The 23,369-nt window shown below is 56.9% G+C and carries 21 protein-coding genes; 10 read left to right on the plus strand and 11 right to left on the minus strand.

Features of this window, described 5'->3' with window-relative positions:
- Positions 1 to 184: 184 nt before the first annotated feature.
- Together R8871_RS30630 and R8871_RS30635 are read right to left on the minus strand one after the other, a co-directional pair.
- Complete coding sequence (locus R8871_RS30630) at positions 185 to 925, minus strand: Imm52 family immunity protein (RefSeq protein WP_175053811.1); 741 nt, start codon at positions 923 to 925, stop codon at positions 185 to 187.
- A 15-nt stretch (positions 926 to 940) separates the two neighbouring features.
- Positions 941 to 2,020 carry a formylglycine-generating enzyme family protein gene (locus R8871_RS30635; RefSeq protein ID WP_175053812.1) on the minus strand — a complete coding sequence of 360 codons (1,080 nt, stop codon included), beginning with the start codon at positions 2,018 to 2,020 and terminating at the stop codon, positions 941 to 943.
- Positions 2,021 to 2,344: 324 nt separating this feature from the next.
- On the opposite strand from R8871_RS30635, the gene R8871_RS30640 reads away from it, so the two are divergent.
- From R8871_RS30640 to R8871_RS30655, 4 genes are all read left to right on the plus strand, one after another.
- Positions 2,345 to 2,974 carry a hypothetical protein gene (locus R8871_RS30640; protein ID WP_175053813.1) on the plus strand — a complete coding sequence of 210 codons (630 nt, stop codon included), beginning with the start codon at positions 2,345 to 2,347 and terminating at the stop codon, positions 2,972 to 2,974.
- Entirely contained in the window at positions 2,964 to 3,581 is a 618-nt protein-coding gene (locus tag R8871_RS30645; protein ID WP_175053814.1) for a hypothetical protein, read from the plus strand. The genes R8871_RS30640 and R8871_RS30645 overlap by 11 nt, the downstream gene beginning before the upstream one ends.
- Before the next feature lie 531 nt (positions 3,582 to 4,112).
- A complete protein-coding gene (locus R8871_RS30650; protein WP_175053815.1) occupies positions 4,113 to 4,403 on the plus strand; it encodes a DUF2471 family protein in 291 nt (96 codons plus the stop codon).
- Positions 4,404 to 4,409: 6 nt separating this feature from the next.
- A complete protein-coding gene (locus tag R8871_RS30655) occupies positions 4,410 to 4,829 on the plus strand; it encodes a hypothetical protein (protein WP_175053816.1) in 420 nt (139 codons plus the stop codon).
- A gap of 42 nt (positions 4,830 to 4,871) precedes the next feature.
- Here R8871_RS30655 and R8871_RS30660 read toward each other — a convergent pair whose 3' ends face one another.
- The gene (locus R8871_RS30660; protein WP_246287873.1) at positions 4,872 to 5,279 is read right to left on the minus strand and encodes a hypothetical protein; all 408 of its coding nucleotides are present in this window, start codon (positions 5,277 to 5,279) and stop codon (positions 4,872 to 4,874) included.
- A gap of 320 nt (positions 5,280 to 5,599) precedes the next feature.
- Here R8871_RS30660 and R8871_RS30665 point away from each other — a divergent pair, with 320 nt between their 5' ends.
- From R8871_RS30665 to R8871_RS30685, 5 genes are all read left to right on the plus strand, one after another.
- On the plus strand, positions 5,600 to 6,553 hold the full coding sequence (locus tag R8871_RS30665) for an SEL1-like repeat protein (RefSeq protein WP_175053817.1): 954 nt from the start codon (positions 5,600 to 5,602) through the stop codon (positions 6,551 to 6,553).
- Positions 6,554 to 7,205: 652 nt separating this feature from the next.
- On the plus strand, positions 7,206 to 8,174 hold the full coding sequence (locus tag R8871_RS30670) for a hypothetical protein (RefSeq protein WP_175053818.1): 969 nt from the start codon (positions 7,206 to 7,208) through the stop codon (positions 8,172 to 8,174).
- 21 nt (positions 8,175 to 8,195) lie between these two features.
- The gene (locus R8871_RS30675; RefSeq protein ID WP_175053819.1) at positions 8,196 to 10,370 is read left to right on the plus strand and encodes a hypothetical protein; all 2,175 of its coding nucleotides are present in this window, start codon (positions 8,196 to 8,198) and stop codon (positions 10,368 to 10,370) included.
- 7 nt (positions 10,371 to 10,377) lie between these two features.
- Complete coding sequence (locus R8871_RS30680) at positions 10,378 to 11,085, plus strand: DUF3142 domain-containing protein (protein ID WP_175053820.1); 708 nt, start codon at positions 10,378 to 10,380, stop codon at positions 11,083 to 11,085.
- A 137-nt stretch (positions 11,086 to 11,222) separates the two neighbouring features.
- The gene (locus R8871_RS30685) at positions 11,223 to 11,939 is read left to right on the plus strand and encodes a hypothetical protein (RefSeq protein WP_175053821.1); all 717 of its coding nucleotides are present in this window, start codon (positions 11,223 to 11,225) and stop codon (positions 11,937 to 11,939) included.
- Positions 11,940 to 11,985: 46 nt separating this feature from the next.
- Here R8871_RS30685 and R8871_RS30690 read toward each other — a convergent pair whose 3' ends face one another.
- The 4 genes from R8871_RS30690 to R8871_RS30705 form a co-directional block, all read right to left on the minus strand.
- The gene (locus tag R8871_RS30690; protein WP_246287875.1) at positions 11,986 to 12,825 is read right to left on the minus strand and encodes a DUF3304 domain-containing protein; all 840 of its coding nucleotides are present in this window, start codon (positions 12,823 to 12,825) and stop codon (positions 11,986 to 11,988) included.
- Positions 12,826 to 12,983: 158 nt separating this feature from the next.
- Positions 12,984 to 13,946 (minus strand): hypothetical protein, encoded by a 963-nt coding sequence (locus tag R8871_RS30695; protein ID WP_246287877.1) that lies wholly within the window; start codon positions 13,944 to 13,946, stop codon positions 12,984 to 12,986.
- A 33-nt stretch (positions 13,947 to 13,979) separates the two neighbouring features.
- On the minus strand, positions 13,980 to 14,909 hold the full coding sequence (locus tag R8871_RS30700) for a T6SS immunity protein Tli4 family protein (RefSeq protein WP_175053822.1): 930 nt from the start codon (positions 14,907 to 14,909) through the stop codon (positions 13,980 to 13,982).
- Positions 14,910 to 15,192: 283 nt separating this feature from the next.
- Positions 15,193 to 15,954: a hypothetical protein gene (locus tag R8871_RS30705; RefSeq protein WP_246287879.1), complete on the minus strand. Its 762-nt coding sequence runs from the start codon at positions 15,952 to 15,954 to the stop codon at positions 15,193 to 15,195.
- 297 nt (positions 15,955 to 16,251) lie between these two features.
- Between R8871_RS30705 and R8871_RS30710 the strand changes: the two genes are divergently transcribed.
- Positions 16,252 to 17,181 (plus strand): formylglycine-generating enzyme family protein, encoded by a 930-nt coding sequence (locus R8871_RS30710; protein ID WP_175053824.1) that lies wholly within the window; start codon positions 16,252 to 16,254, stop codon positions 17,179 to 17,181.
- A gap of 13 nt (positions 17,182 to 17,194) precedes the next feature.
- Here the strand turns inward: R8871_RS30710 and R8871_RS30715 are convergent, their stop codons facing one another.
- The 4 genes from R8871_RS30715 to R8871_RS30730 form a co-directional block, all read right to left on the minus strand.
- A complete protein-coding gene (locus tag R8871_RS30715) occupies positions 17,195 to 19,447 on the minus strand; it encodes a hypothetical protein (RefSeq protein ID WP_175053825.1) in 2,253 nt (750 codons plus the stop codon).
- A gap of 72 nt (positions 19,448 to 19,519) precedes the next feature.
- Positions 19,520 to 22,201, minus strand: coding sequence for a type VI secretion system Vgr family protein (locus R8871_RS30720; protein WP_175053826.1), 2,682 nt, complete (start codon positions 22,199 to 22,201; stop codon positions 19,520 to 19,522).
- 253 nt (positions 22,202 to 22,454) lie between these two features.
- Positions 22,455 to 22,742 (minus strand): PAAR domain-containing protein, encoded by a 288-nt coding sequence (locus R8871_RS30725; RefSeq protein WP_175053827.1) that lies wholly within the window; start codon positions 22,740 to 22,742, stop codon positions 22,455 to 22,457.
- Between the two features lie 65 nt (positions 22,743 to 22,807).
- Entirely contained in the window at positions 22,808 to 23,263 is a 456-nt protein-coding gene (locus tag R8871_RS30730; RefSeq protein WP_175053828.1) for a hypothetical protein, read from the minus strand.
- Positions 23,264 to 23,369 lie beyond the last annotated feature (106 nt).

A 23,369-nucleotide genomic window follows, 5' to 3' on the forward strand; every position in this document is an offset into this window, starting at 1 on the left:
CGATGGAATAGGAGACATACTCGGGCGCACGTATTAAGCAGGAGTGCATCATGCCAGCAAAACGTCAGAACCGAAAACGTCTGCAGCGGAATATGCGAAACGCATGAGTGAAACGACCGAATAAAGCCAGCGTCGTCTGTGCCGGCGCCCCCCTACAGCGAACAGCCCCGATGTTTATGCCTAGCTACAAGTCAGTGAACAATGGCAATAAGCCCCGATCAACCATGGATGTCTCTACTGCATTGGCGATTTTTACGTGCCCAGGATTGGTGGCCGAAAAAGGTTCGTCGACGACGCTCGCGATGATGGTGCCTCTCTGGTGTTCACCATCGATTACGGGAATCAGAGCGGGCGCTTCAGGGAGCTGAGGTGCCGTAAGAACGAGTGGCAAGTAAAGCATCCAGCCGACTCCAGGCCGCGTCTCGAACGCCTTGTGGTCGAAGAAGTATCCGGATGGTCCGACCTGGACGCTGGAAGCGGACCAGATACGGGCCGCCTCCGAAACAAGATCAACTACCGTGGCGAAGTGCCGGAAGGCAGCGATGTCGAAGACCTTGAGATCCAGACAACACAGTTGACGATTAATTACATGCGCATCGCAGAGAATCGCCCCGCCGTCTTCATAAACACCGTTCCAGACCGATAACGATCGTGCGATGTGACGGCCAGCTCGGCGAGAGCGATTCGCTACGGCGATCGCGGCACTTGTCGGTCCGTTTGCGTCGAACGCGATGTTGCGAAGGGTAGCTTTCTTATTGGATGCAACCGGATGCCACTTCTCGATTGGCAGCCCGGCTCGCGTAAGGACGCTCGCGAATCGCCAGAGGCGGCCATACGCGTCCTCGATTGCAGGCAGTTGCGGCTCAGCCAGGCGGTAGGTCAGTTCGATGTTGAGACTATGCTCTTCCGACACCTGAGTTTGCATCTACGCGGCCTCCTTTCACTGCCTGACTGGCTCGGCCTGGTTGAGCGCGCAGCGAAAGCCGAGACCGGCCTTCGCGGTGTCAGGTGCGAAGCCGATACGGTCGATGACGAGATGAATCCGGCTGTCAGTCCCATAGCGCACGCTTCGAAGCGTGCCCGCTGACGGTCCGCGCGGGTTGCGTTTCGGGCTGTGGCTATAGTAGTTCGGGTCGAACCAGTCGTAAGTCCACTCCCTGCCGTAACCGAACACGTCCGACATGCCCAGTCGGTTCTCGCCGTATGTGCCCACGGGTCGACTGATTATCGGCTCCGGACTGGTTCCCTCTCCCTTTGCCGTAATCAGATCGTCCATCTGTGTGAGGTTGTATTTGCCGTCTACGACAGGCACTTCTGTGCTTGGAATCACCCACATTTCGCCGCGCGAGCGCGCTGCGTATTCCCATTGTGCCTCGGTGGGCAGATCCAACGGCATCCCGGTGACCTCGCCAGCCCACTTGCAGAAGTCCCTTGACTGCTGCCAAGTCACGAACGAAGCAGGAAAGTCGGGAAATCGGAACTGCAGCTCGTAGGCGTTCGGGATACCGATCGGTGGCAAATGGCTCGCCCTCGTGTACAGGTCGAAATCCGCAAACGTGATGCGGTGTCTCAGCACCGAGTAGCTATCCAAATCCACGCTATGCGCCGGCGCCGCGCCGTTATTGGCGGAGTAAGGCAACTTCTCCCGCGAAAACTGCGGGCCAAAGTCACCCATCAGAAACTGGCCGCCCTTCACGGACACGAGTTCGCCGCGCACCTTATCCTTGAACTTTGCCAGTTCTTCATCCGATGGAGGCGGCAAGCCTTTCAGGTAATCCTCGAGAATGCGAACCGTATCGTCGTAGGGCTTGCCGTAGCCCCAGTTGAGCATCAGGCTCAGAGGTTCCCAAGTATCTCGCTTTGGCGACGGAGTGGTAATTGCACTGATCAGCCGGTCTTTGTCAGCTGGAGCTTTCCAGTCGATTTTCTGTGCAACAGCGTAGCCTGAGACCATCATAAATGCGCCCACGATGCATATCGCGCCCGTCATTTTTTGCGTGCGATGATAAGAATAACCCACGCATTACCCCTTTGTTCTTTGTTAAACCGCTGTTGTCGACCTAAGCGTTGCGCTTCGTGCTATAGGACCTTGTCGGCCTAGCCAGCTTTCTGACCATTATTTGGGCACGACTGCCTAATGCTCGGGCCGCTCGCCTGCTCAAGAATGTTTCGGTACCGTCGCATACCCCCAAATTTGCCTTGCAGAATATCACTGCACATCGTTATCACTGCTCGATCCACACTTTTAATGCGCTTGGCATATTCGCCTCGGGTGTCGCTCGCGAAGTCGTTCTGCCGAGCCATTTGCCGCTACTATTCGAGCGATACATTCAAGCAAACGATAATGGCAGAGACAATCCCACTTCAACGTGACGGCCGCGCATTGGCGATCAAAGTACTCGAAGGAACAATCGAATACTACCGGGTGGCCGTCACCATTCCGGCAAACCAGGGCCGTGTGCGTTTCCTTCTGGACGGAACGAGAATCGACGGCGAACTGCGGTGGCTCCAAGCTGACTCGCAAGCGCTGCGGACGATGGCCGACGAACGCCTGCGGGTGACGGCCGGTATCTATCAGAAGGCCGATGGCACGCACGAGCTAGACTGGTTGATCTGCAAAGGATTTCCGACCGTCGCGCGCGAATCGCGCGAGGCCCTTATACGGCAAACATGGCGAGAGATACCAACAACGTTGAAGTTTTTGGGCTTCGGCTCGGCCGTCGCAGGCCTTATGTTTCTTCTGATGCTCAAAGTCCCATCCGGTTGGGCGCCTCTCTTTGGAATCGCAGGAGTATTGGCCGTCTGCGTCGCCGCATTCGCGTTGGTGATGGGAATTGGCGAAATCGCAACGCTATGGAATTGCTTCCGGCGTCGCCGTGTACTCGAGCTCATGGAGTCGGTGAGGGGTAGGTATCTCACTCAATCGGCAGTGCCAGCGCACGAGCACTCAACTGGAGAGTTTCATGTCAGCTGAATTACCCGCAATCAGGCGGATTGAGGGTCGTCTGAAAGATGTCACGCTGGATACGTTTAACGCTTTTTCGAGCACGTCTTTCATGGAGTTCGCGACCTACAGGTTTGAGCTAGCAGGGGAAAAGCTGGCGTTTTTTACCGGCCACTGGCAATGGCAGCCGGAACCTTTTCTTGCAGAAGGCGACCGCGTAGTGGTTGCCGTGCTGGACGAGGTGCTAGGTGGCGAAAAACGCGTGTACGCGCTGCAGAATGTCGAAGACGAATGCAATTACGTGGCTCACTATCGGTGGCAAGGCATGGACGCGCGCACTGCCGCAACACGCATTCCACCGAAGAGCGAGCATCGCTACATGTTCGCCGTCACTGCGTTGCTACTGACGATGTTCCTGCTTTTTGCCGTGGCGCAGCGGAAGGACCCATCGATGGTCGCCGTCTTCTCATTTGGCTTACTCGCTGTCTGGTTCGCCGTCGGTATCCCCTTCTTTACGTTGCGCTGGCGCTGGCATGCCGGCTTTCCGACGCGGCGGCAACGGATCGTCGCCGCCGTCTACACGCTCCTTAATCTCGGCTCGCCGCTCTCGCCCAGCCGGGACATTCAGTCAGTGTAGTCACGAGGTGCGCCAAACGATCGCTGGCTGGAGCGTGCTATCGATACAGTCAAGACCGCTATCCGCAGCGATGGATCGCTGCGACTGTCTGCGTCATGCGCTCGCGCTTCTTAGCCTCGCATGCTGCGATCGACATCGGGACGATGGATCCACCTGCGTATCGGGATTCGACGGACCGCCTGTAGCTGGCATCGCGGCGCGCTTCCCCAGCGGCAATCCTTTTCTTCGGACGTTCCCTGCAGTCCGGCAGTTGTGCAATCTTGCTGCTGACCTGGTCATCCAATTTCTGCTAGGCAATCACCCTGTCTCGCCAGACACAAAAATTCAGGCTCAGTTGGCCGCGTGCTGATAGCCGTGACCGTGCCAATCGGGCTCGTAGTTCTGCTGCTGGTGCTTGTAGGCGGTGGCTTCAGCACCCTGGCAAGCTGAAAGGCGCCACGATTTACTGTATCGCGCGATCGGCTCCGATGCGGCTGCATGCTATTCTGCCTCGGAGCAGACGCATGCCAATGCGGGGAAACCGGAGAACGAATGGAAGTTTTGTTTGCCGCAGACGTGGCTGTCAAAGAAGCAGTGCCTGCTGTGGTGTCACGCCATCGGTCGGCCGGAGTCCTGACCTGGGGGCTCTTACAACTGATTGAGGCCGAGGTGTTCGCAGAAATCGCTGCGACCGGCAAGCACAGCAGCGGGATCCTCGCGATGCTAAGCGCGCCGGTGACACTTGAGTATCTGAAAGTCGGCCGAGCGGTATCGTTCGACGGTCACGATTTTGTACCTCCTATGTTTGGCGCGATCGAGCAGGCGTGGCGCCACGTCAACTGAAGCACAATGATCACCAGCACGATACAGTTCACGGTTGGCGCACCCTGCCATTGGGCAGGTATGGGCGACTATGTCCTCTTATCACCCGACCAAAGCTACAAGGTGTCCCTGCGTTACGTAGGAGAGCCGCCGCAGGGCGACTCGTATCACCTCATCGATATCGCCGGCCGACGTTTTCCGGGGTACGCGTGGGGCTCCATGTTCACAATCTCTGCCTGCTCGCGTTTCGTAGCGTTCAGCTGGATGCCGGAGATGTTTGAGCGTCTGACGGTGGTTGCTGATGTCAGACGAAGGAGATACTGCGTGCTACCGCAATACATCTATGAGCCGCATTTCGTCGGCGAGACGGTTTTCGGCCGGACCACTCGCGACGGTGTCGGTGAAGGGTCCCGTCTCGACGATCTTCAGGCATGGCACAGCTTCTGATCGACACACCCGGTCTGTCACCTCATCCGGGATGTCTCTCTGCTACCAGTTGGCGGCCGTCAGCAGATCTTTGAGAAACCTGTTTTGAACTTTGCGGAGATCGAATACGCACTGCTCGTATAAGGCGGGATACATTGTGCCGTCCGGACTCTTCTCCCAGTTCGCACCGGCGTCGCGCTGCAATTCACAGAATCTCACCGCCGCGTCTTGGGCCGACATGTAGTCATCAAGCATTCTCGCGTGTGGGTTGCCGGGCGGAATTCTCATCCGTATTTTCTTGTATAGCGCCCTGTTTTGAGCGCCCATATCCGCTCGCAGTCCCCCAAAGCAAACGGCGTCGGAATAGCCACCGCCCAGATGTTTAAGGCATTCAGCGTCGGTCTTCGCTGACCCACTGTTGGCAAAGACCGCGATGGCAATGAAAAAAAATTTTGTGATGGGTTTCAACATGGACCCCACTGCATGTGTTTCGGCGAATCGGATAGACTGATTTGGGCGAGCATTTGAATATATATCCACAACGCATTATCCGGTTGCGCTAGAGGGATCATAGCGTCCGTGAGCCGTCGATAACTATTAACATCACGCACTGAGGAGCAACCGGAACTTTCCAATGGAGCAAAGGAGCACCTCGTCGCATATAAATACCTGTCATCCTGCAACCCATGACCCGCATAATCTCGCTGCTTCTCGCCGTCAGCCTACTCGCTGCGTGCTCACGATCACAAACCGCCCCTGCAGCCGATCACGCGCATTCGCCGTACACGTGCGTGCATGAAACTGATCACCTGCCTGCTATCGAGTCGCAAGCTGACCAGCTCTATCGCTATGGCAAGTATCTCGAGAATAAACTTTCTTCGCGCCCCGGCGACTTAACTCTCGATCGCTTCACGGAGATCGCCCGCTACTACCGGCTTGCCGCCGCCTATGGCGACTATCGCGCGAATCTGGCGCTCATAGATCTTCTGTATCAAGTAAAAGATGACGGATACGATAACGTCTCAACACCCTCGCGTAAGCAGCGCGAGGATGAGTCCGCACGGTTACTGCGCCAGCTCGTCGCGGAAAATATCCCGGCGGGATTTGATCGCCAAGGCGGCTTCGCCAGTCAAGAGTGGAACCTGCCGGCCGCGCTGTCCTACTACCGCAAGGCGGCCGACCTCGGCAACCCGCATGCTCAATTCGAGGCCGCAGAAATGCTGAACCCGTCCACGATCATCGGCACGACGGTCAAGGCGACCCGCGAAGACGCGGAGGTGGCGGATTCCCTATATCGCTGCGCCGCAGAACAAGGATATGGCGATGCGATCTCGACCATTGGGCGAGCGCTCCTGCAAGACGGCAAACGGAACGAAGCGATTCAGGTCTTCCACAGAGGCATTGCGAAGGGCGATGTGGGTTCCGCTTCCGCGCTCGAAGATCTATTCGCCGAACAGCAGAAGTCAAGCAAGGGTACGAGTGCGGACGCGGAACGCGTGAGCCGTTATGAAGCAATCCGCATATTTCTGATCGACCACCGGAACGCAGGCGCCACTCTTCCGGACGTCGAAAAGATCGTGCCGCTGCCGCCCGCACCATTACCTGCATGGAACGGGACGTTTCAGTGGGCCCTCGACAATGCGACGGCGAACGCAAACCCGCCGGACAAGCCGTCGGAGCAACTAGTGCAGCAATTAAGCCGGGACAAGCATCTCGATCCTCATACGGGCCTGCTACCGGTGTAATGACCTGCAACTTCCGCGGTTGGCCAACGCCCAAATCAACGGACGAAGCGTGCCAATGTTGATCATTGACATGCAATGGTGTCGGAGAGTGGCTTTGCGCTTGGGGTAAAGCAATTCACATGTCGCCAGAGATACGCTGCGCTCGGCCCCGTTGATGCTGGCATCTCAATGGTTTATACGGTGCTCGCCCGATCGCTCAATAGATCAATATTTCCAGTTACCGCGAGGTTATCAATAAAATAAGAAAAATTTTCCGAAATGCGAAAAGCATCAATTCTCATTGATTAAATGACTCGATTTAACGTTCTCAAGCTAATCTTCATTTGCTTCTCTCCTGAGATGTTTTGTAGAATCGCCGCGACAATGCGAAGCGTATTGAATAAAAACTTGGATCGGGGTTTTGGAGCGCGAAATCAACAAGTTGGCAAACTACGCTACTGATGCAAAGAACCCAGCCTGGATTAAGTAGGTAGACGCTAATTGCAAAAAAGGGCGCGTAACAGGCACTAGGAAGAGGAAAACGGTTGCGTTGCCAGATTGAATTTCTACAAAAACTGACAGGTACTCAGCCAGCCCCGTTCGAGCCTCGCCTCTATTGGCGATTTCGTCCGGTGGTTCCTAGTCTCCACACAGCTTTGAGCTCGACACACCAATGACTTCACAACCCTCGTCAGCCGATTCCGGACTGCTCGCGTGGCGCGCGGCTTCGAAACGTTCGTTGCTCCGCTGGCCGGCGATTCTCGGCTTCGCTGGATTGATCGTTGCGGCGATCAATCGCTCGATCGACCTCGCCTGTATATTCGGCTGCCTGTTCGTCGCCACTTTTCCCGTCTGGTACTTCGTCATAGGACGAATCGTCCGTGGCCAGCCGCGGCCGTCGGTCGCCAGACAGGCGCTCGCGTGCCTCTCACTACTGATCGTGGCGCTGGTCCTGAGCCCCACGTTCAGTGTCGATCATCGGGTATTGGACGCGAATGACGATACCACGATCACGTGGACCAAACGCTCGTTGCTGGACACGATCCGGCAACCGTCCTACAGCCAGGACGAACTGGTCTGGGGGCAGAGCAACTATGACGTGCGCTATGTGCCGTCAACGGTCTTCTGCCCGAAGTACAGCACAAGACTCTATCCACTTTTCGCTGTCGAGCGCGACAGCGACTTACTGAACGTGTTGGCGCACTCGGTCGACGACTGGAACGGTGCGAACGCCGCGCCGTCTCCGGACATTCTCCAGCGCTTTCTTTCCCGCTGCGCGACGGAAGGCAAGATCATGCTTGACGCGGGACTGACGAAGGAATCGGCGCTCGCGCAGGGAAACATCGATCTTTTCTTCGCGCGCGCCGAGAAGGAGCACACCGACGCGAGCGGCCAAGTGGTGCTGGAAGATGCGCATATTCCGCCGGACATCATGAAGAAGGTCGAGACGTTGTTTGCGAATGATCCAGACCATGGTTTCCATTACGTCGATTTCAACCTGCCTGGCGAAGAGGCCGTAGCACGCGGTGCGAAGCCGACGGTACCGGGTCAGCCAGATGCCGTGCGGCGATTGAGGACAAGCGCCATTGCGGCGGCGCTGGGGCGCAGCGAAGAACTGGCGCGACTGGAAGCAAAGCAATAATGCAACGACCATACAGGAACAATGCGGAGAATCACGTTGCTACACCGACCTCTGATCGCCATGCTGATGGCGAACCTGCTTTCCATTTCCACTGTCTACGCGAGCTCGGACATGTCCTGCGATGGGACGGCCACGCTCAGGCAGCCCAGTTATTCTTGCGGGGCCGTGCCGATTCTGAGTCCCGGCAACGACACGCGAATCAACGCGATGCTGCTGATGGCCGGTGCCGGCAAACTCGCACGGGTTCTTGCGGACCCGAAGACCGTCGTGCAATCCACGGACAGGACGAGCCAGCTCGTCGTGCCGTTCTCGTATGACTTCTCCGGATGGATCGATACCAGTCAGAAGCAGTCGGACACGACGAACGGCAATTCGACCGACGGCGCCCAGTCAGATAGCTACGCTGACGGCGAGGGCAACATCTGCCGCAGCGTAACCTCCGGCACCAAAGCATTTAACGACGCGATGGCCGCTGCGCACGATCTCCCGAACGACGACGTCGTGCGACTGCGAGCGGCGCGCGCGGACATGGCGAAGGCCTGCTCGGCGGGAAGCAGCGGTCCCGTATGGACGAAGCCGGCGGGGCTCAAGTCGACGCTCGCGCTTCAATACGCGACGTACCTCGACGGCGCGTACGCGTTCTACCGGCACGATTTCGTCTCAGCGACAAAGGCTTTTGCGAGCGTGTCGCATAGCGCGGACCCTTGGCTCAAGGAAACTGGACTCTACATGGCCGGCCGGGCACAACTGAACGCCGCACAGGCCGACGCATTCACCTCGGACACTTCCACGCTGGATCCTGACAGGATCGTCAAAGTTTCACTCGGCGCTGCCGATACCGTCTTTGGCGCCTATTTACGGGTCTATCCGCAGGGCCGCTACGCAGTATCAGCAGCAGGTCTGAAGCGGCGTGTGGCCTGGCTCGGCGGCAACAGCGTGCAACAGGGCAATCTCTACGACAAGGCATTCGTGCAATGGTCACCGGCGACGTCGAATGTGCCGCTCGGCCAACTGGCGAATGAGCTCGACAGCAAGCTGCTATTGCCGTCGAGCCGCGACACGAACCAGTTGCAGTCGCCGTCGGTGCTGGCGATCGTCGATCTGATGCAAATGCGCGCGACGGGCACCGACGATCCGACCGCACAAAAGCCACTGACACTGAAACAGTTGGAGGCACAGAAACCGCGTTTCGCCGGCACACCGGCACTGCACGACTACCTTCTCGCGACCTATCACGTATATGTCGATCGCAAGCCCGACCAGGCGCTTGCGTTGCTGCCGCAGACGCCCGGCGCATCGCTCGACTACATGGGCCTGAGCCAGCAGACCTTGCGCGGTTTTGCGCTCGAGGACAGTGGCCAGCAGGAGCAGGCGAGGCAACTCTGGGCGCAGTTGATCCCGCTCGCGAAGTACACGTTGCAGCGCGAGGCGCTTGAGCTTGCGCTCGCGATCAACGTCGAACAGGCCGGCCTCGTCGACCGCGCGTTTGCGGACGATTCACTGATTCAGAATGAAGCCATCCGCGCGACGCTGCTTCAACGGGCTGCCAATGCGGATCTACTGCGCGCGCAGGCGAAGAACCAGTCGACCAGCCGCGCGCTGCGCGATATTGCGCTGTACACACTCTTGTACAAGGAGCTCACGCGTGCGCACTACCCTGACTTCATTGCGGACCTTGCGGTAGTCCCAGACCAGCCAGCGGACCCACTCAAGCCATTCGCGTTGACCGGCACCACAGGCGATGCCAGCTACGCCTGCCCGTCGGTACGCGACGTCGCGTCGGTGTTACAGCAGAACCCCAACGATCCGCGCGGGCTGAATTGCCTGGCGGAGTTCGTGAGGCACAATCCGCCCGCTTACAGCCTGGCCGAAGATCCGCTCATGTTCCGGCAGGTGCCACAAACCGCTTCCAACTCCGTCGTCCCACCGCCGACTCTCGGCAGCGCGCCATCACAATTCACCGGCAAGGTCTATCAGCGGATCGGCAGCTACCTGACTGTAATCGGCAATGCGCAGGCGCCTGCCGACGACCGGTCCTACGCGCTGTATCGCGCGATCCAGTGCTTCGCACCAGCCGGCGTCAGCGAATGCGGTGGCAACGACATTCCGGGCGAGACACGCAAGAAGTGGTTCAACACGCTCAAGGCAAGCTATCCACGCAGCAAGTGGGCGCAGTCGCTGAAGTACTACTGGTGAACGCGGGATGACCCGGATTTTTTGCGCGGGCCTCCTGCTATGCGCACGGATCGCGCTGGCTGGTACAGTCGATGCCGCTCATTACGATGCATTCTGGTTATGGGCGGGCGTGAAGCCGCAACCGGTGCTACGCGACGCGCGCACCGTGTACGTGCTGCAAGGGCAAATCGAGGCGTCGCCGCAAGACGACACGCAGGTGCGCTTCATCGCGCAGGACGTGTCGCTGCCACCATTACCGGGCGCGCAAGTCTGGCTCGTCTATCGCGCCCACACGCTACGCTGGACGCCGCGCGTCGAGCGCGTCATGTTGGCTCAACTCGCGCGTTGGCGCGCATCCGGCCGGACGATCTCTGGGATCCAGATCGACTTCGACGCGCGCACCTATCATCTGCAGGACTACCTCAGTTTCCTGCAGGAGTTGCGTGAGCGGTTGCCGGCAGATTGCCGGCTGAGTATCACAGGGCTGCTCGACTGGAGCAGCCGCATCGATGCCGATCAGGTCAACCAGCTTAAACGGATAGTCGACGAAGTCGTGGTGCAGACCTATCAGGGGCGTCACACGATCGTGGCTTACGATGCGTATCTGCCGCGCGTCGGGCGGTTGCAACTGCCGTTCCGGATCGGCCTGATTCAGGGCGGGGAATGGGATGCGCCAAAGTATCTCGCCGGGAGTCCATGGTTTCGCGGCTACGTGGTATTTCTGCGCAACGAGTAGGGTGCTGGCGGTGAGAACGTGGAAGAACGCTAAAGCTGTTGACCCTCTGAATGCCTACTTCGGGAGTTGGAGGTATTACTTATGCGGAACGGTCGCGTGGGGTCTGTAACTCAACCAATCGCCGAGAACATTAACCGATGAGCGCCAATCAAATCGCGTCGCAAGGTCGACCGCCCGCCCGAACCACCGATAAACGTATGCCGGCCGAAGATCTGCCTTATCCGCTCGGCAAGCGCCATGCCGGCGACCCCGTCGACGACAATCGCCTTTATGGATTGCTGGGTAACGAGGCCGTGTTCGAGCATATTGGGCTGCGCCCCCGCATCAACGCGGCCACGGAGGATGAAGAGCGAGCCCTCGGTGGACGTCTCAATGGCGAAATGTTCGCGGGATTGAAGAAGGTGTTTGGCTCAATAACCGATATCGAAGCCGGGCGCTCGGGTTCGCTGGCATCGATGACGAACGATGCCGAGTTTGCCACTTTCGGCTCAGTGCAATGGGTGGCCCCGGCCGACTACGATGCACACTTCTTCGCGTTTCGCTCGCGTGATGCCGAGTGGGTCGGCTTCCGGTGGCATGGCGAAAGTTTTCGCTTTCGCAGGGCGTCTCTTCTGGGTTTCGCCCTCGAAACAGCCATGCCTGCACGCTCATCTGGATATTTCCAGTTGTGGGCCGTTTGCGTGTTGCGCGACGAGCAGGCATCCAAGGCGTGGCTTCACAACGTCGAAGCTGAAAGCTTTGTATTCGACGGGCAGTGGAAGGCCGAAGTCGCGTTTGAACTACTCAGCGTCATGACGAACGTGGCCAACTTTTTCGGCACGACGTTGACGGCGCGTCAGTTTAGTGATGTTTGAACCTGGCGAGTGTCGTCGTTTCCAGCCGGTTTTGCTGTTCCATTTTTCACTCCTTCGCCCGTAGCGCCGGCAGCAGTCCATCAGGAAGGTTTGGAACCACCACCGGCTGGAATTTGTTTTGCTTCAATGCGGACACAGTCTTTGTTGGCAAACCAATCATTGCGTCCGAAAATTTTCCGGGTAACGATCGGGTCGACTGGAGTATTTTCTGTACCTCGGGATGTGAGTCAAAACGTTCGTTAATGAGCAAACTGTAGTATGCGTATTGCTCAAGATCGTTCGTATCGGTCAGTTGATACTTAAGCCACCCGATGGCGACTTCGCGCGCTATTCGTCGAAATTGTTGATCATCCCGATCCGGGTACAGTAAATCCAGTTGCTTGTGATAGTGATCGAACATCCATCGCGTCACGTCCGATGCCGAAATCCGAGTGCTACCAAGCAGCGCGCCCGGGAAGACTAGTTCAACGTGACGATCAGGGTAAAAGTGCACTTCGAGAATACGATCGCCCATCGGCTCGGGAATCTGCGAAGGTGGCATCGATACTTTTGTCTCGGCATGGAGTAGTTCCTTGTTGCCAGCCTGCCACTGATCTGCGTCGTAATAGTCCCACCTAACGATAAATTCGGTGCCCTTGAGCGCGTAACAGCAACTCAAGCTTCCCTCTCCACTGCCTGGCATGTTGTCCGCCCCTCCGCGGGCACTATTTCCAAATGCATCGCTGACAGTAAAGCGAGACAGGTTGTAGGGAAGGTAGTTGAATCCTTCGACGGAAATGCCACTGTAAGTCGGTTCAGATTTTCCACACGCACAGACGGACAACAGCATCAAGCAAGCCGCAGTAACACGTAGGTAGGCATGCCGCCAATTCAACGGATTATTCATTTATGTGACTGTCTCCAATGGCACCCAACACGCCATCGTCGAAAGTCGATAACGTGTCTGCTGAATGCCAACGCCAGATATGCCCCGACAGTTCTCCACGATTGTCGCAGCCCGAACTGGAATGGCTCGTGCTTCCGAACCGAGCGAAGCGGGATCAGTCAATTGATGTTCTCGACCTTCTTTCTGACCACGCGAGCGTTGGCCTCGTCGACTAACTGTTGAATCGACGTATAAGCAGGATTGCTGATGCCAAGCTTTTCCTGCTTGCCTTTACCGCGCAGGAACATCCACTCGGGCCACTGCCGTATATGATTGACGATGCCCACGACAAATTCGCCGCAGGGTGGAAGGTGCAGTTCATCGGCAGACTTCTCGCCTGACGTAAATGCCTTCCAGTCAGGACGAAACACGCGATCCTGGCAGGACTCGTGCCAAAAAATCATGGGCCGGTTTTTATCGGTGTCAGGGAAATCGTCAAACACAAAGCCTCCAACCTGATCGGCAACGGGAATGGTGCGTAGATTTCCTTGCGCATCCCGTATACCGACCTTCCAGTGCGGATTGTCGTTCTGGTCGTAGTCCTGCCACGGATTGACCGCCTCGGAAAGAATCGTGCGCTTGCGATCACGCTTCTCCCGTTCGAACACGATCGTGCTCTTGGGGAAGGCCGATGAATACCCCAGTGTCGGATTGCTCCTGATCTTGACAATGCCGTTCTCAGGAACGCGCACTTCGAGTCCGTCCTGGGTGTGAGTCGGTTCGACACCATCCGGTTGATCGAACAACGACACGACCGGACCAATGTAGTTTTCCGGAATCACATAAATGAGTGGTGCGCGTCGATTCCTATCCAGTCCGAATCCTATTGCGACAAACACCACCAGGGCAGCCAAAATGAAGTAGCGCCGTTCGATGCGGCGCTTCGGAGTATCCAGCGGTGTCATTTCTTCCATAGATAGAGGGCAGGTTTTCTCTACGGCGGGGGGGCGCTTCTCGTTGAGTCGGTGCAGGTAGATGGCCGGCGTGCCGATCCGCACATTGGCGTCGAGAGAAAACCTGTCTCCCATAGCACTCTCGATGAACGACTCGCCGCCCGGGAGGTTGTCGCCATAGACTAGCATGCAGATGTCCGTCAGCGATGGGCGTCGCCTCATCTATTGACTCGATGGACGGCGCCTGATCGAAGCAGAGATTGTTTTCCCAATCTCATCAATATCCTCGGCTGACACGGGAGGGTCGCCCTTGGCATTTGCTGCCGTGCGTTCGACCAGAAGAAGCAGATCGGGGGTGTCGGCAGACGCGTTCGGATTTCCCTGCACCGTCGCCAGATAACCAAAATCTGTTGAATCGTCGTCGCGCGTGATGGTGGCTAACGTCGCAACACCCTCCCGACTGTCCAACGTCACAGGGTGATAAGGCGTTACGCCGTGCAGCTTGATCTGCTTACCTATGCCGTAGTCGTAGCCCCAAACGAATTCGTTCTTTTGCCGTGCAGTGAGCTTCGGATCAGTTGACTGCGCTTTGGCATCAAGGAAAAAAACCGTGACGTCAGGGTGATCGACCAGGCGGAACGTGACGCCAACCTGCCTGTTCGAATCCCTGTCGTCGTCTGCGACAAAAGCGTATGGCAGGCAAACACCGACGCCGGTTGGAATTTCATATAGCGCGCGACTTGAGAAATTTGCACTGATTCTGTCGAAATGCCGCTTCGCGTCGGTGAGGTCGGTGTTTCCCGTATCGGTATAGGAATAGATGCGCCTCGCCTTGTAGACGACGAAACCGAGCGACTTCCTGCCTATCCATGCCGTCGCCCCCACAAGCACAATTGGATATGGATCGAAACCGTTCGCATCGTGGGAATCCGTACCGGGCGCTAATTTTTTGAACGGCGCGGCGTACTCCTCGTAAAAGTCGCGCGTTACGTCGTCGGTGATGACGAAACCGCCGTCGTAGATAAAGCGCGAATGCTGAGCACGTTGACCATCGCTGAATCGAATCGGATCCTTGACACCACCATGCAAACTCTCGCGTGTCGATAGGGCAACGTCAATCGCGCCAGGGAACACCAGCTCGTAACGGCCCACACATTCAGTCTTGGAAGGAGAGATCGAACTTTGGGCGACAGCCCCCGACGATAAGCCCAATAGGCATGCTAGAACAGCACCGCGTTCACACCAATCACGTAAATTCACTAAACCTCACCTTTCGGCCACCGAGGTTGGTCGCCCCCGTAATCAAACTGCTGACTAAGTCTAGCTCTGAAAATTCGTAGATCGTTTTCCAGCTTCACTTTGCATGACGCTTGCCAAAAGCCTTCAGCCGCCAAAGATGCGTGCTGCATTCGCTAGCGCAGAATTCCTCATCCTGCTAATCGGCCACCAACACTGGCTTTCGACGTTCTTTCTCCAATTTCCTGGGCAAGCCGATCATCACTATGTTGATGCGGATAAGCACGCCCAAAAACCACAGCGACACAGGCATACCCAGCACGGCCAAAACGACCAACACGCCGTTCGCCCCAAAGCCGGATGACAGCATCCGACTCAATATCAGATAGAACGGCGCGAGCCCAAACACAATGTACATATACACTTTGGGAAACGGCGAACGCTCTTTATGGAGTCGCTCGAACAACGCTGTTCCAGTTTGAATCTTATAGGAGAGGTCAGATTCATTCTCGTCAAACGCCCGGTTGACGAACGAGGTGGTCGTGATCGTCCGCATCACCGCTTGCTTCGACATGACGGCCCAGTAAAGCGTCAACGCAATGCCGCCCAGAAGACCCGGCCAACGCGCGATCGACGACATCGGCGCGAAGAGGAAGTAGAAAAAATAGGCAAATATGCCGAAGTAAAAATAGACAGCAAATATCGCGATCGACATCACGAGCCCGTATACCCACAGCAGATTCGTGCGGCGGTACGTCCATGAGACGACAAATGGCAGCAGAAAACAAGCCAGTGTAACCAGTAGCCCGATCCTCCAAGGCCATTCAGATATGGAGAGATCGTCGGCATAAGCCGCGTACGAAATGCCGGTGCCGAGCAAAGGAAACAGGAGGCTCATCAGGGTAGCTTTTTTTGCTGTCGCCCAAACCAGGTCCTTTGGCCCAAGCTTCGACTTCGTCATTGGTTTTAACTTTGGCATCCAGATTCACTTTCTAATAGGTGTACGGGTGCAGCATTTGTGTCTCCACCACAGGCATCACCGTATCCAACTATCCGCTGTTCCGGGTGTTTGACGACGTGTTCTGTGTACTTGTTTCGAACGGTCACATCCGGGTCCTTCGTTGCCAATGCATCTTGTATCGAAGCCCGACGAAAGAGGCACGCGCCCGTTCGCGCTACGACTCGTTGCAATTGCGAACGTCGAAAAAACCCAGATCGAACTTATAATCTGTTTGCCACCAGTCCGGAGATTTATCGCATGCGTTTGTCTTTCACGAAATGCTCCATCCTCGGAGCGATCCCGCTGGCCACACTAGCTTTTTGCCTTCCTGCATGCAGCCAAACCGGGCAATCGCCCGAAGTCAAAGCGCTTGTTAAAAAATCGCTCGCCGATATGGTCTTCGTGAAGGGCGGAACCTTCAAGATGGGCGATTTCGGTTCCGAGGCATCACCAGAGAAGCGACCCTACACATCGCAGGATGAAAACAAGCCGGCCCACCTGGTAACGCTTGATGGTTTCTCCATCGGCAAGTACAAGGTCACCTACGCCGACTTCGACATTTACACAGCTGCTACAGGGAAGCCTTCGTGGCCGCAGGACAAAATACCGCGCTCGTACCGAGTTCCGACCCATCCCGTCGGTGTGCCGTGGCAAATGGCGAAGGATTACTGTCAATGGCTGGGTAAAGAAAGCAACTTACCCATTGATCTGCCCACCGAAGCGCAGTGGGAATATGCTGCCCGCTCAGGTGGCAAGCCCGTTGTCTTTGCAACTGACAACGGCAAATACGAGCCCGATCATAACTTCCCCAGCGGTGACACGATCGCAGACAAACTTGCTCCGAACGTTGGACTAGTCCAGATGTTTCTCTATCCGGTCGGCAAATATCCGGCAAATCCGCTCGGGCTGTTCGATATGGGATTTGACGGACGTGACTGGGTGAACGACTGGTTCAGTGCCGATTACTACGCGAACTCACCGGCGAAAAATCCCCAGGGGCCGGCGTCGGGTACGAAGAAGGTGATCCGCGGAGCCGAAGGCGGCAACGATGAAACCGCAATGACGATGTATCGCTACGGTACGGAGCCAGCGGGACATCTGATTTCCGAAAACGGAGGAAAGACCATACCGTCATTCTTCATGATCTATACGTTCCGTTGCGCGCTGGAAAGCTCACGGCCGCAATAGCGCCCTCGCAAGATCATGCCACCCGCACATCCGGCATGTTTTGATAAAACGGGTGGGTGCCTGCCGCCATCTGGAACCCGTACTCATGGGAGCCAACGGGCGTAACCGCGTAGCCAGGAGTCGGTTCGGTCTTGAGCATCGCGGTCAGGTTGTCGTAATAGTTGTCTATCTCCTGGGCGTCTGGGGCCGGCGCGCCCGTCAGCGACATCTGGAGAAATTCCCTGAGGTGCTGTCGGCGTGTGATTAGGTCGCCTTTCTGTCCATTGGCGTCTATGTGCTGCACAACGTTGGCAAGATCGTGCTTGGTGTGGGACCACTGCAGGATCTGTTTGACGGCATCTTTGCGACGACCGTAATAGCGACCAAACGTGTGATTTGCCGGGTCGAGCCCGTCGGTGACAGCCCAGTGACGCGTCAGCTGATAGATCATAATGCCCTTGGCCTCCGGCGTTGCATATTGAAGCATCCAGGGATTGCCTAGCACGCGGTTCATTAACTGGACGCGTGCGGCTTCCTGCTCGTATGCGACAACCAGTTGCGCATACATGGTCTGAATATCGACCAACTCCTGGTCGACCGTTGAGCTCAGATCCTTTAGTCCCTGGATGACCATCACCTGGATATGCGTGAACGCGTCGAACGCTTCTCTGCTCACAAACTTCAGCCGCTGGAAGTTAGCGTGATAAAGCTGATAGAAGAACCATTTGACAAATTCGGCGATGCGCAACGCGTCGACCGAAACCTCAATATCGCCTTTCGCTCCCACGCCGAGGCACAATCCTGCCTTCGCCTTGATCCGGAAACGTCCCGCGGCGTAGCTGATATCGAGCATGCACGTCAATCCGGCGCCCGCCATCGCAGTGACCGTATCGCCCACCTTGGCGAAAGGCTTGTATTTGCCACTGGGGCCCTTCTCTGCGGGCTCCATCCACTCGAGCGCGCCTTCAAGCGACAAGTCCGCGCGTGCGCCGGCAAACACGTCGAGGTCCGCATTTGCGCTCGGATCGACCGGCTTTCCGCCTACCTTGATCTCGCGTTGCTTGGTGGTCGGGTTATCGACTGCGGCGCCGTACAGGCCGAGGTCCTTCCGCTTTTCGTCGCGATAGTCGACCACGACACCCAGTTGCGCGACCACGCTTGCACCGACCATCCCCGACAGCCCGAGTTCGCCTTTGAATCGGACTGCGCCGAGTGAGTGCGGCTTACCATCATCGCCATCCAGACTCCACATCCAGCCGGCGATGTCCGGATAGTAGAAGGCACCTGAAACCTTGCCCTCGGCAATGGCAAATTCGGCCTGCGCAGACGCCTTGATAGCCACACGGCCCTTTTGCGGCGCCCATTCGGTGTCCAGTCCCGCGCCGGCCAGATAGCGCATCAATTGCGCTTTGGCCTCGATGCTGACGTTGTTGCCGAAGGCGGTCTGCTTAGGTTTCTCCGCTTCTTTCTTCTCGCCCTCGCCGCGTTCAACCGGTTCTTCAGCGCCGGCGCTATAAGTGAGATCCTTGTTCCACTCTTCCGCCCATGCGAAAAGCGTCCCGGTCACGTGTTTCTCGACGATCTCGGATGACACCTTGGTCTTTTCGTACAACTGCGATTTGATGCTGCTCTCGCGGCTGATCAACACCCCTTCCTTCAGCTTGTCGACGTCGATCTTGTATTTGCCGTTCGCGTTCTTCTTGATGAAGCTTTTCGCGCCGGTTTCTTTTTCTTCCTTGCGCCCCTTCATGTCTTCGAAGGCGGCCGGGCCGAATTTATGCCAACCGGGTTTGATCTTGTTCGAGCGTACGTAGTGCAGCTTGTACTTCGCGAATTTGACGGATTTCTTTCCATCGCCATCGATATGAATAGGGATCAGCTCGACCATGGTGAGGTCTTTGCTATCCAGCTTGCTGAGCGGCTCCAGCTCCTTCTTGAGCGCCTTGTGCGCGGTTTCACGTTCTTTGAGCGCTTCGTCAACGGCGGCCTTGTGCGACTCCCCGGCACGCGGATCGGACATGTGGTTCTGCACGTCCTCAGCGTATGCCTTCAGCACCACATCGAGCTTTTCATTGGCCTTGTGAAATTTGTCGACCCGGTCATGCAGCAGATTGCATTCGCTTTGCAGACCGCTGACGTCTTCCGCCGGCACGAGAATGAACTCGCCGGTCTCGGGCCGGAAGTAAAGCATGGGCGCCGGATCGTGTGGCACGTGCACGAGACTGTTGGGTGTCGTGTTAGTGGTGCCGTTGCCATCGGGTGCGTGGCTTGTGCTCGGAGTGCTCATGGATGTCGGTCTGCTTGAATGGGCAAATGAATAGGCGCATCCATAGGACGCGCGAGTGCTCTTCGGCCAGAGTCAGGTGTCAAGGAAAACTTTCAGCGCGCTTGGCGCGCTTGTCATGATGCGCGAGGTCAGGCCCTGTTCATCGGTCATGCCCTCGAACACTTTGCCCTCCGCAGTCTCGACGCGGTAGCGCACATAGGGTGCGGGGTCGCCAGTGTGTTTGTCGTGAATCTTGAACTGCTCGTTGTAAGGGCCTTCTCCGGAGGGGAGTGCCGAAGGTTTGCTCGAAAGACTGGTCGGGCCGGCAAAAGAGTGGCTGCTGCCCTTGATATCGATTTTTCCCGGCGCGTGGATTTCGATGTTTCCGTCTTTAATCCGGATGTAGGCGCCGCCACTCGTCAAGAGAATGTCCTGTTTCGCGACCACCTCGATTTTCTCCGTCGCCGACAGCAGCTTCAGGCTTTTTTGAGCGGTGACTTCAATGTTGTCAGACTGGGCCTGAATTTCTACCTTGCCCTTTGCGGCAAACAGTTTCATGCCCGCGTTCTGCACGAACAGACTGATTTTTTCGCTGACGCTTGCCAGTAGTGATTTGCCTGTCGCGATGTGCGTGCTCTGGCCGCTCACGAGGTTGACGTGCTGGCCCGCTGCGATCTGCGCAGACTTCTGCGTCGACATTGCGATGCCTGCAGGGGTCGCGAATAGCAAGATCGGCTCCTTGAACGCGTTCGCGCTGCCCGTGCCGCCGCCGGCTGTGTTGCCGCCGCTTGCGGTGCCTGTGACGCTGTTCTGGGTTGCGTCGGTGAAGGACTTGAGCGAGTCGTGACCGTCTTTCAGGCTTTCTGCCTGATGGGTTTCGCTTGCCTGCGAGAGCGCCTCAATCACGCTTTCGGAATTGACCAACTGACTGGTCGCGTCGCGGACGTCCAGAGGTTGGCTCGACGTGCCCGTGGTCGGATGCGTCGACACGTACATGCCTTGTGCTGCCCGGATCGCCCCGTATGCGTCCGACTTCAGATCGAAGCCACTGCCCAGGTACGCACCGCGCGAATTGCCCGTCTGCGCGATGAGATACCCCAGATGAAGCTGCGAGTTCGCGCTGCTGCTGTACATCTGCACGCGGTTCTGGCCGGTGGCATCGTCCATCACCATCTGGTTATAGCCGCTGCCCTGATACTCCTTCGACTTGTAGCCGGACAGGATACCGTTTGAATGCCAGTCCGGTGTCTTCGCGCCGTTATAGACGCGCCCGGTAATTATCGGTTTGTCGCAGTCGCCATCAAGGAACGAGACGATCACCTCTTCACCGATGCGTGGTACGTGGACGCCGCCATGTCCGCCACCGGCATTCGATTGGGATACGCGCATCCAGCATGAGGCGTTCTCGTCGCCAGGATTCAGGCGGTCCCAGTGCATCTGGACTTTGACCCGGTTCAACGAATCCGTGAAGACCTCTTCGCTCTGCGGCCCGACCACGGTCGCGGTCTGCATGCTCATTTCGGGCTTGTGGTGCTCGAACGGGCTGTGGAAAGGAATGGCCTTGCGCTGCGCTTCGACGGTCGCGATGAAAAAGCCTTCGCTGCCGTCCGCTGCCTTTATGAGCGGCGTTGGATCGTTCGCGTGCTGTGCACGAACTACGGCAATCGTCTGCTTCAGACTATGCGGGAAGTCCGTCGTGCCGGCTGAGACCGGCAGATTGTTCTCGATAACCCAGTCCACGGCGATCACAGCAAACTGCCGGTCCTGCTGGCTGCCCGTGCTGTGGTCGGGATGGTTGTCCAGTTCGAACCAGCGGCCGACATCGATCCTGCGTACCGCGCCGACGCCGTGGAAGCGCTTCGCTTGCGATTCCCATTCCTCCATCCGCACCTTCGCGAGCTGGTCGCCGCGATCCTGCTGTCCGTACGTATAGGCGCCCGTGTATTCGTACACCTCGGCCTGCTGCGGCAGATTGCCCTGGGTGCTCAGCGTCGGAATCGTCGTGCCTTTCGGATTCGCACCTGTCGACGGCGACTTGTAGTCGAACGTGCGGGTGGTGAGCGTCGTGCTCTGCAGCGTGCGCGTACCGCTCCACTGGACGAAGGCATCGGTCTCGCTGTTCGTGCCTGAGCGATAGAAGTCGACGGTTTGTGGCGAAAACGGTTGCAGGCTGGCGATATCGTCGGTGATTAGCAGCGTATGGGATTTACCATCGCTGGCCTGTTCGAAGTAGCCGAACAGGCCTTCGGTTTCCATTAACCGATGACAGAAATTCCAGTCGTCCTCGTACTGGACGCAGAACGAGCGCTGCGGCAACGTATTGCGCAAGGCAAAACGGAACGCACCCTGCGCCTGCGGATGCATATTAAATACGTCGGTGAGAATTTCATCAGCCGGTTTATCCTGCCAGATGCGTGCATCTTTTCTGAAACGCAGAAAATGCATCCAGGAGACAAAACCGATCTGATAGCTGGTGATGGCGCTGTCGGAGCCCAGGCGGCGGGCGGTATGGACATAACCATGGTGCGGGGCGTAGGACTGATCGGTCTGCTGGATCCACAACGTCACGGGCTGGGCGATCAGCGTTTTGAGCTCGATATTGTCGTTAGTTGAAACGGCGTCCAGCGTGAATTCATAATCGCGGCCGAGCCGGGAATGCCCCACCAGCCTTTGCGGCATAAGGACATTAGCCCCCAGTGGCGTGTCCAGTTTAAGCAGGCGGTCGTTTTGCAACAAGCCGCCTTTTATTGCCGCGATAATGTCCTGCGCGCCCATGCCGCCTCTTATTTATGCAATTTGCGCCCCCGCGCTATCGCGCGATAATACAAAAGATCAGACGTTTACAGCAATCACATATTCAAAAACAAATGTTAAATCGGAATTTGTTTCGTCTTGATTTGACGCGCATATGGATTCGGTAAAAACAACATGCATGCCCATAAATGTTGCAGCAAAGAAAGATACCTGGCTTTTTTGGAGTATCTCGCCCGTCGCGGGTTAAGCCAGCGACAGAGGTATGAGTCTCTGGTTAGGCATCGACAGACATCATCTGCTGCGAGGACACCAGCCGCGGCGGCGGATGGCAGCCGCAAATGCATAGATCGTCACTTAACGCGGCATGCCTTCCGTCTGGCGCGGTCATAACCTGGCGTGGCCCGTCACACTGGATTTTCCCGGTTGTATTGCAAGCCGGGCACGCGACTGGATCTCCTTCATGGGCAACGTCCTTATCGCTCAGTTGAATGGTGGTTGGCACGGCCTGAACGATGCCGTTAGCTGTCGTTTTGTCGCCGCTTAGAATCAAATATCGTTTCATAGTGTCTCTGAGGCTTAAAGTTTTCACGCATTCAACCCGGCTTGACGAACTATTATGTCAGCCGCCTAGGATTTCTCCTCTGTGTATGCGACGCTCGTCATGACAATCATTGAGCGCAGGTCGACACGCACCGTAAGCATTCCCCAATTGAAGACAAATGTATCCGCGCCGATCGTCGAGGACACGCAAGGCGATTGCGCCTCCGACGCGATAATCTTTGATAGCGCCTTCTTTTCCTTCACGAGGTCATCCTCAGTCGTCGACCAGTCGATTTTTTTAGCAACTCCATCGGCCCACACGAAGTCGATCATTGCGAGTTTTTTGGCGTAATAGCGAGCTGTCACGCCAAAGATCTTGCCCCAGACCTTCACGTTCTTGACGCCATAGTTTTCCCACTCGCCGTACCTCGCCAGTTCCGTTGCGCCGGTCAAAGGCGACTCGTCAGGCGATGGTTTGCCACAAAATAGGCTCGTTGACGCGTCGATAGCCAGCGTGCCAGTGGCAAAATCAAACGTAGCCATTCAGTTAACTTCCAGACATTCAGAATGTTGCCGCCGACGAGATTGCCCTTGTCGGCGCTCGATACGAAATACTGCCGGTGAAGTTATCGGTCAGATCTGAATCGAG

The sequence above is a fragment of the Paraburkholderia sediminicola genome, from assembly GCF_902859805.1.
Taxonomy (GTDB): Bacteria; Pseudomonadota; Gammaproteobacteria; order Burkholderiales; family Burkholderiaceae; genus Paraburkholderia; species Paraburkholderia sediminicola.

Excerpts from the sequence above, each read along its gene's own strand:
- R8871_RS30630 (WP_175053811.1), bottom strand. The coding sequence starts at position 925 with ATGCAAACTCAGGTGTCGGAAGAGCATAGTCTCAACATCGAACTGACC.
- R8871_RS30640 (WP_175053813.1), top strand. The coding sequence starts at position 2,345 with ATGGCAGAGACAATCCCACTTCAACGTGACGGCCGCGCATTGGCGATC.
- R8871_RS30645 (WP_175053814.1), top strand. The coding sequence starts at position 2,964 with ATGTCAGCTGAATTACCCGCAATCAGGCGGATTGAGGGTCGTCTGAAA.
- R8871_RS30650 (WP_175053815.1), top strand. The coding sequence starts at position 4,113 with ATGGAAGTTTTGTTTGCCGCAGACGTGGCTGTCAAAGAAGCAGTGCCT.
- R8871_RS30655 (WP_175053816.1), top strand. The coding sequence starts at position 4,410 with ATGATCACCAGCACGATACAGTTCACGGTTGGCGCACCCTGCCATTGG.
- R8871_RS30660 (WP_246287873.1), bottom strand. The coding sequence starts at position 5,279 with ATGTTGAAACCCATCACAAAATTTTTTTTCATTGCCATCGCGGTCTTT.
- R8871_RS30670 (WP_175053818.1), top strand. The coding sequence starts at position 7,206 with ATGACTTCACAACCCTCGTCAGCCGATTCCGGACTGCTCGCGTGGCGC.
- R8871_RS30675 (WP_175053819.1), top strand. The coding sequence starts at position 8,196 with ATGCGGAGAATCACGTTGCTACACCGACCTCTGATCGCCATGCTGATG.
- R8871_RS30680 (WP_175053820.1), top strand. The coding sequence starts at position 10,378 with ATGACCCGGATTTTTTGCGCGGGCCTCCTGCTATGCGCACGGATCGCG.
- R8871_RS30685 (WP_175053821.1), top strand. The coding sequence starts at position 11,223 with ATGAGCGCCAATCAAATCGCGTCGCAAGGTCGACCGCCCGCCCGAACC.
- R8871_RS30690 (WP_246287875.1), bottom strand. The coding sequence starts at position 12,825 with ATGAATAATCCGTTGAATTGGCGGCATGCCTACCTACGTGTTACTGCG.
- R8871_RS30695 (WP_246287877.1), bottom strand. The coding sequence starts at position 13,946 with ATGCTAGTCTATGGCGACAACCTCCCGGGCGGCGAGTCGTTCATCGAG.
- R8871_RS30705 (WP_246287879.1), bottom strand. The coding sequence starts at position 15,954 with ATGACGAAGTCGAAGCTTGGGCCAAAGGACCTGGTTTGGGCGACAGCA.
- R8871_RS30710 (WP_175053824.1), top strand. The coding sequence starts at position 16,252 with ATGCGTTTGTCTTTCACGAAATGCTCCATCCTCGGAGCGATCCCGCTG.
- R8871_RS30715 (WP_175053825.1), bottom strand. The coding sequence starts at position 19,447 with ATGAGCACTCCGAGCACAAGCCACGCACCCGATGGCAACGGCACCACT.
- R8871_RS30720 (WP_175053826.1), bottom strand. The coding sequence starts at position 22,201 with ATGGGCGCGCAGGACATTATCGCGGCAATAAAAGGCGGCTTGTTGCAA.
- R8871_RS30725 (WP_175053827.1), bottom strand. The coding sequence starts at position 22,742 with ATGAAACGATATTTGATTCTAAGCGGCGACAAAACGACAGCTAACGGC.
- R8871_RS30730 (WP_175053828.1), bottom strand. The coding sequence starts at position 23,263 with ATGGCTACGTTTGATTTTGCCACTGGCACGCTGGCTATCGACGCGTCA.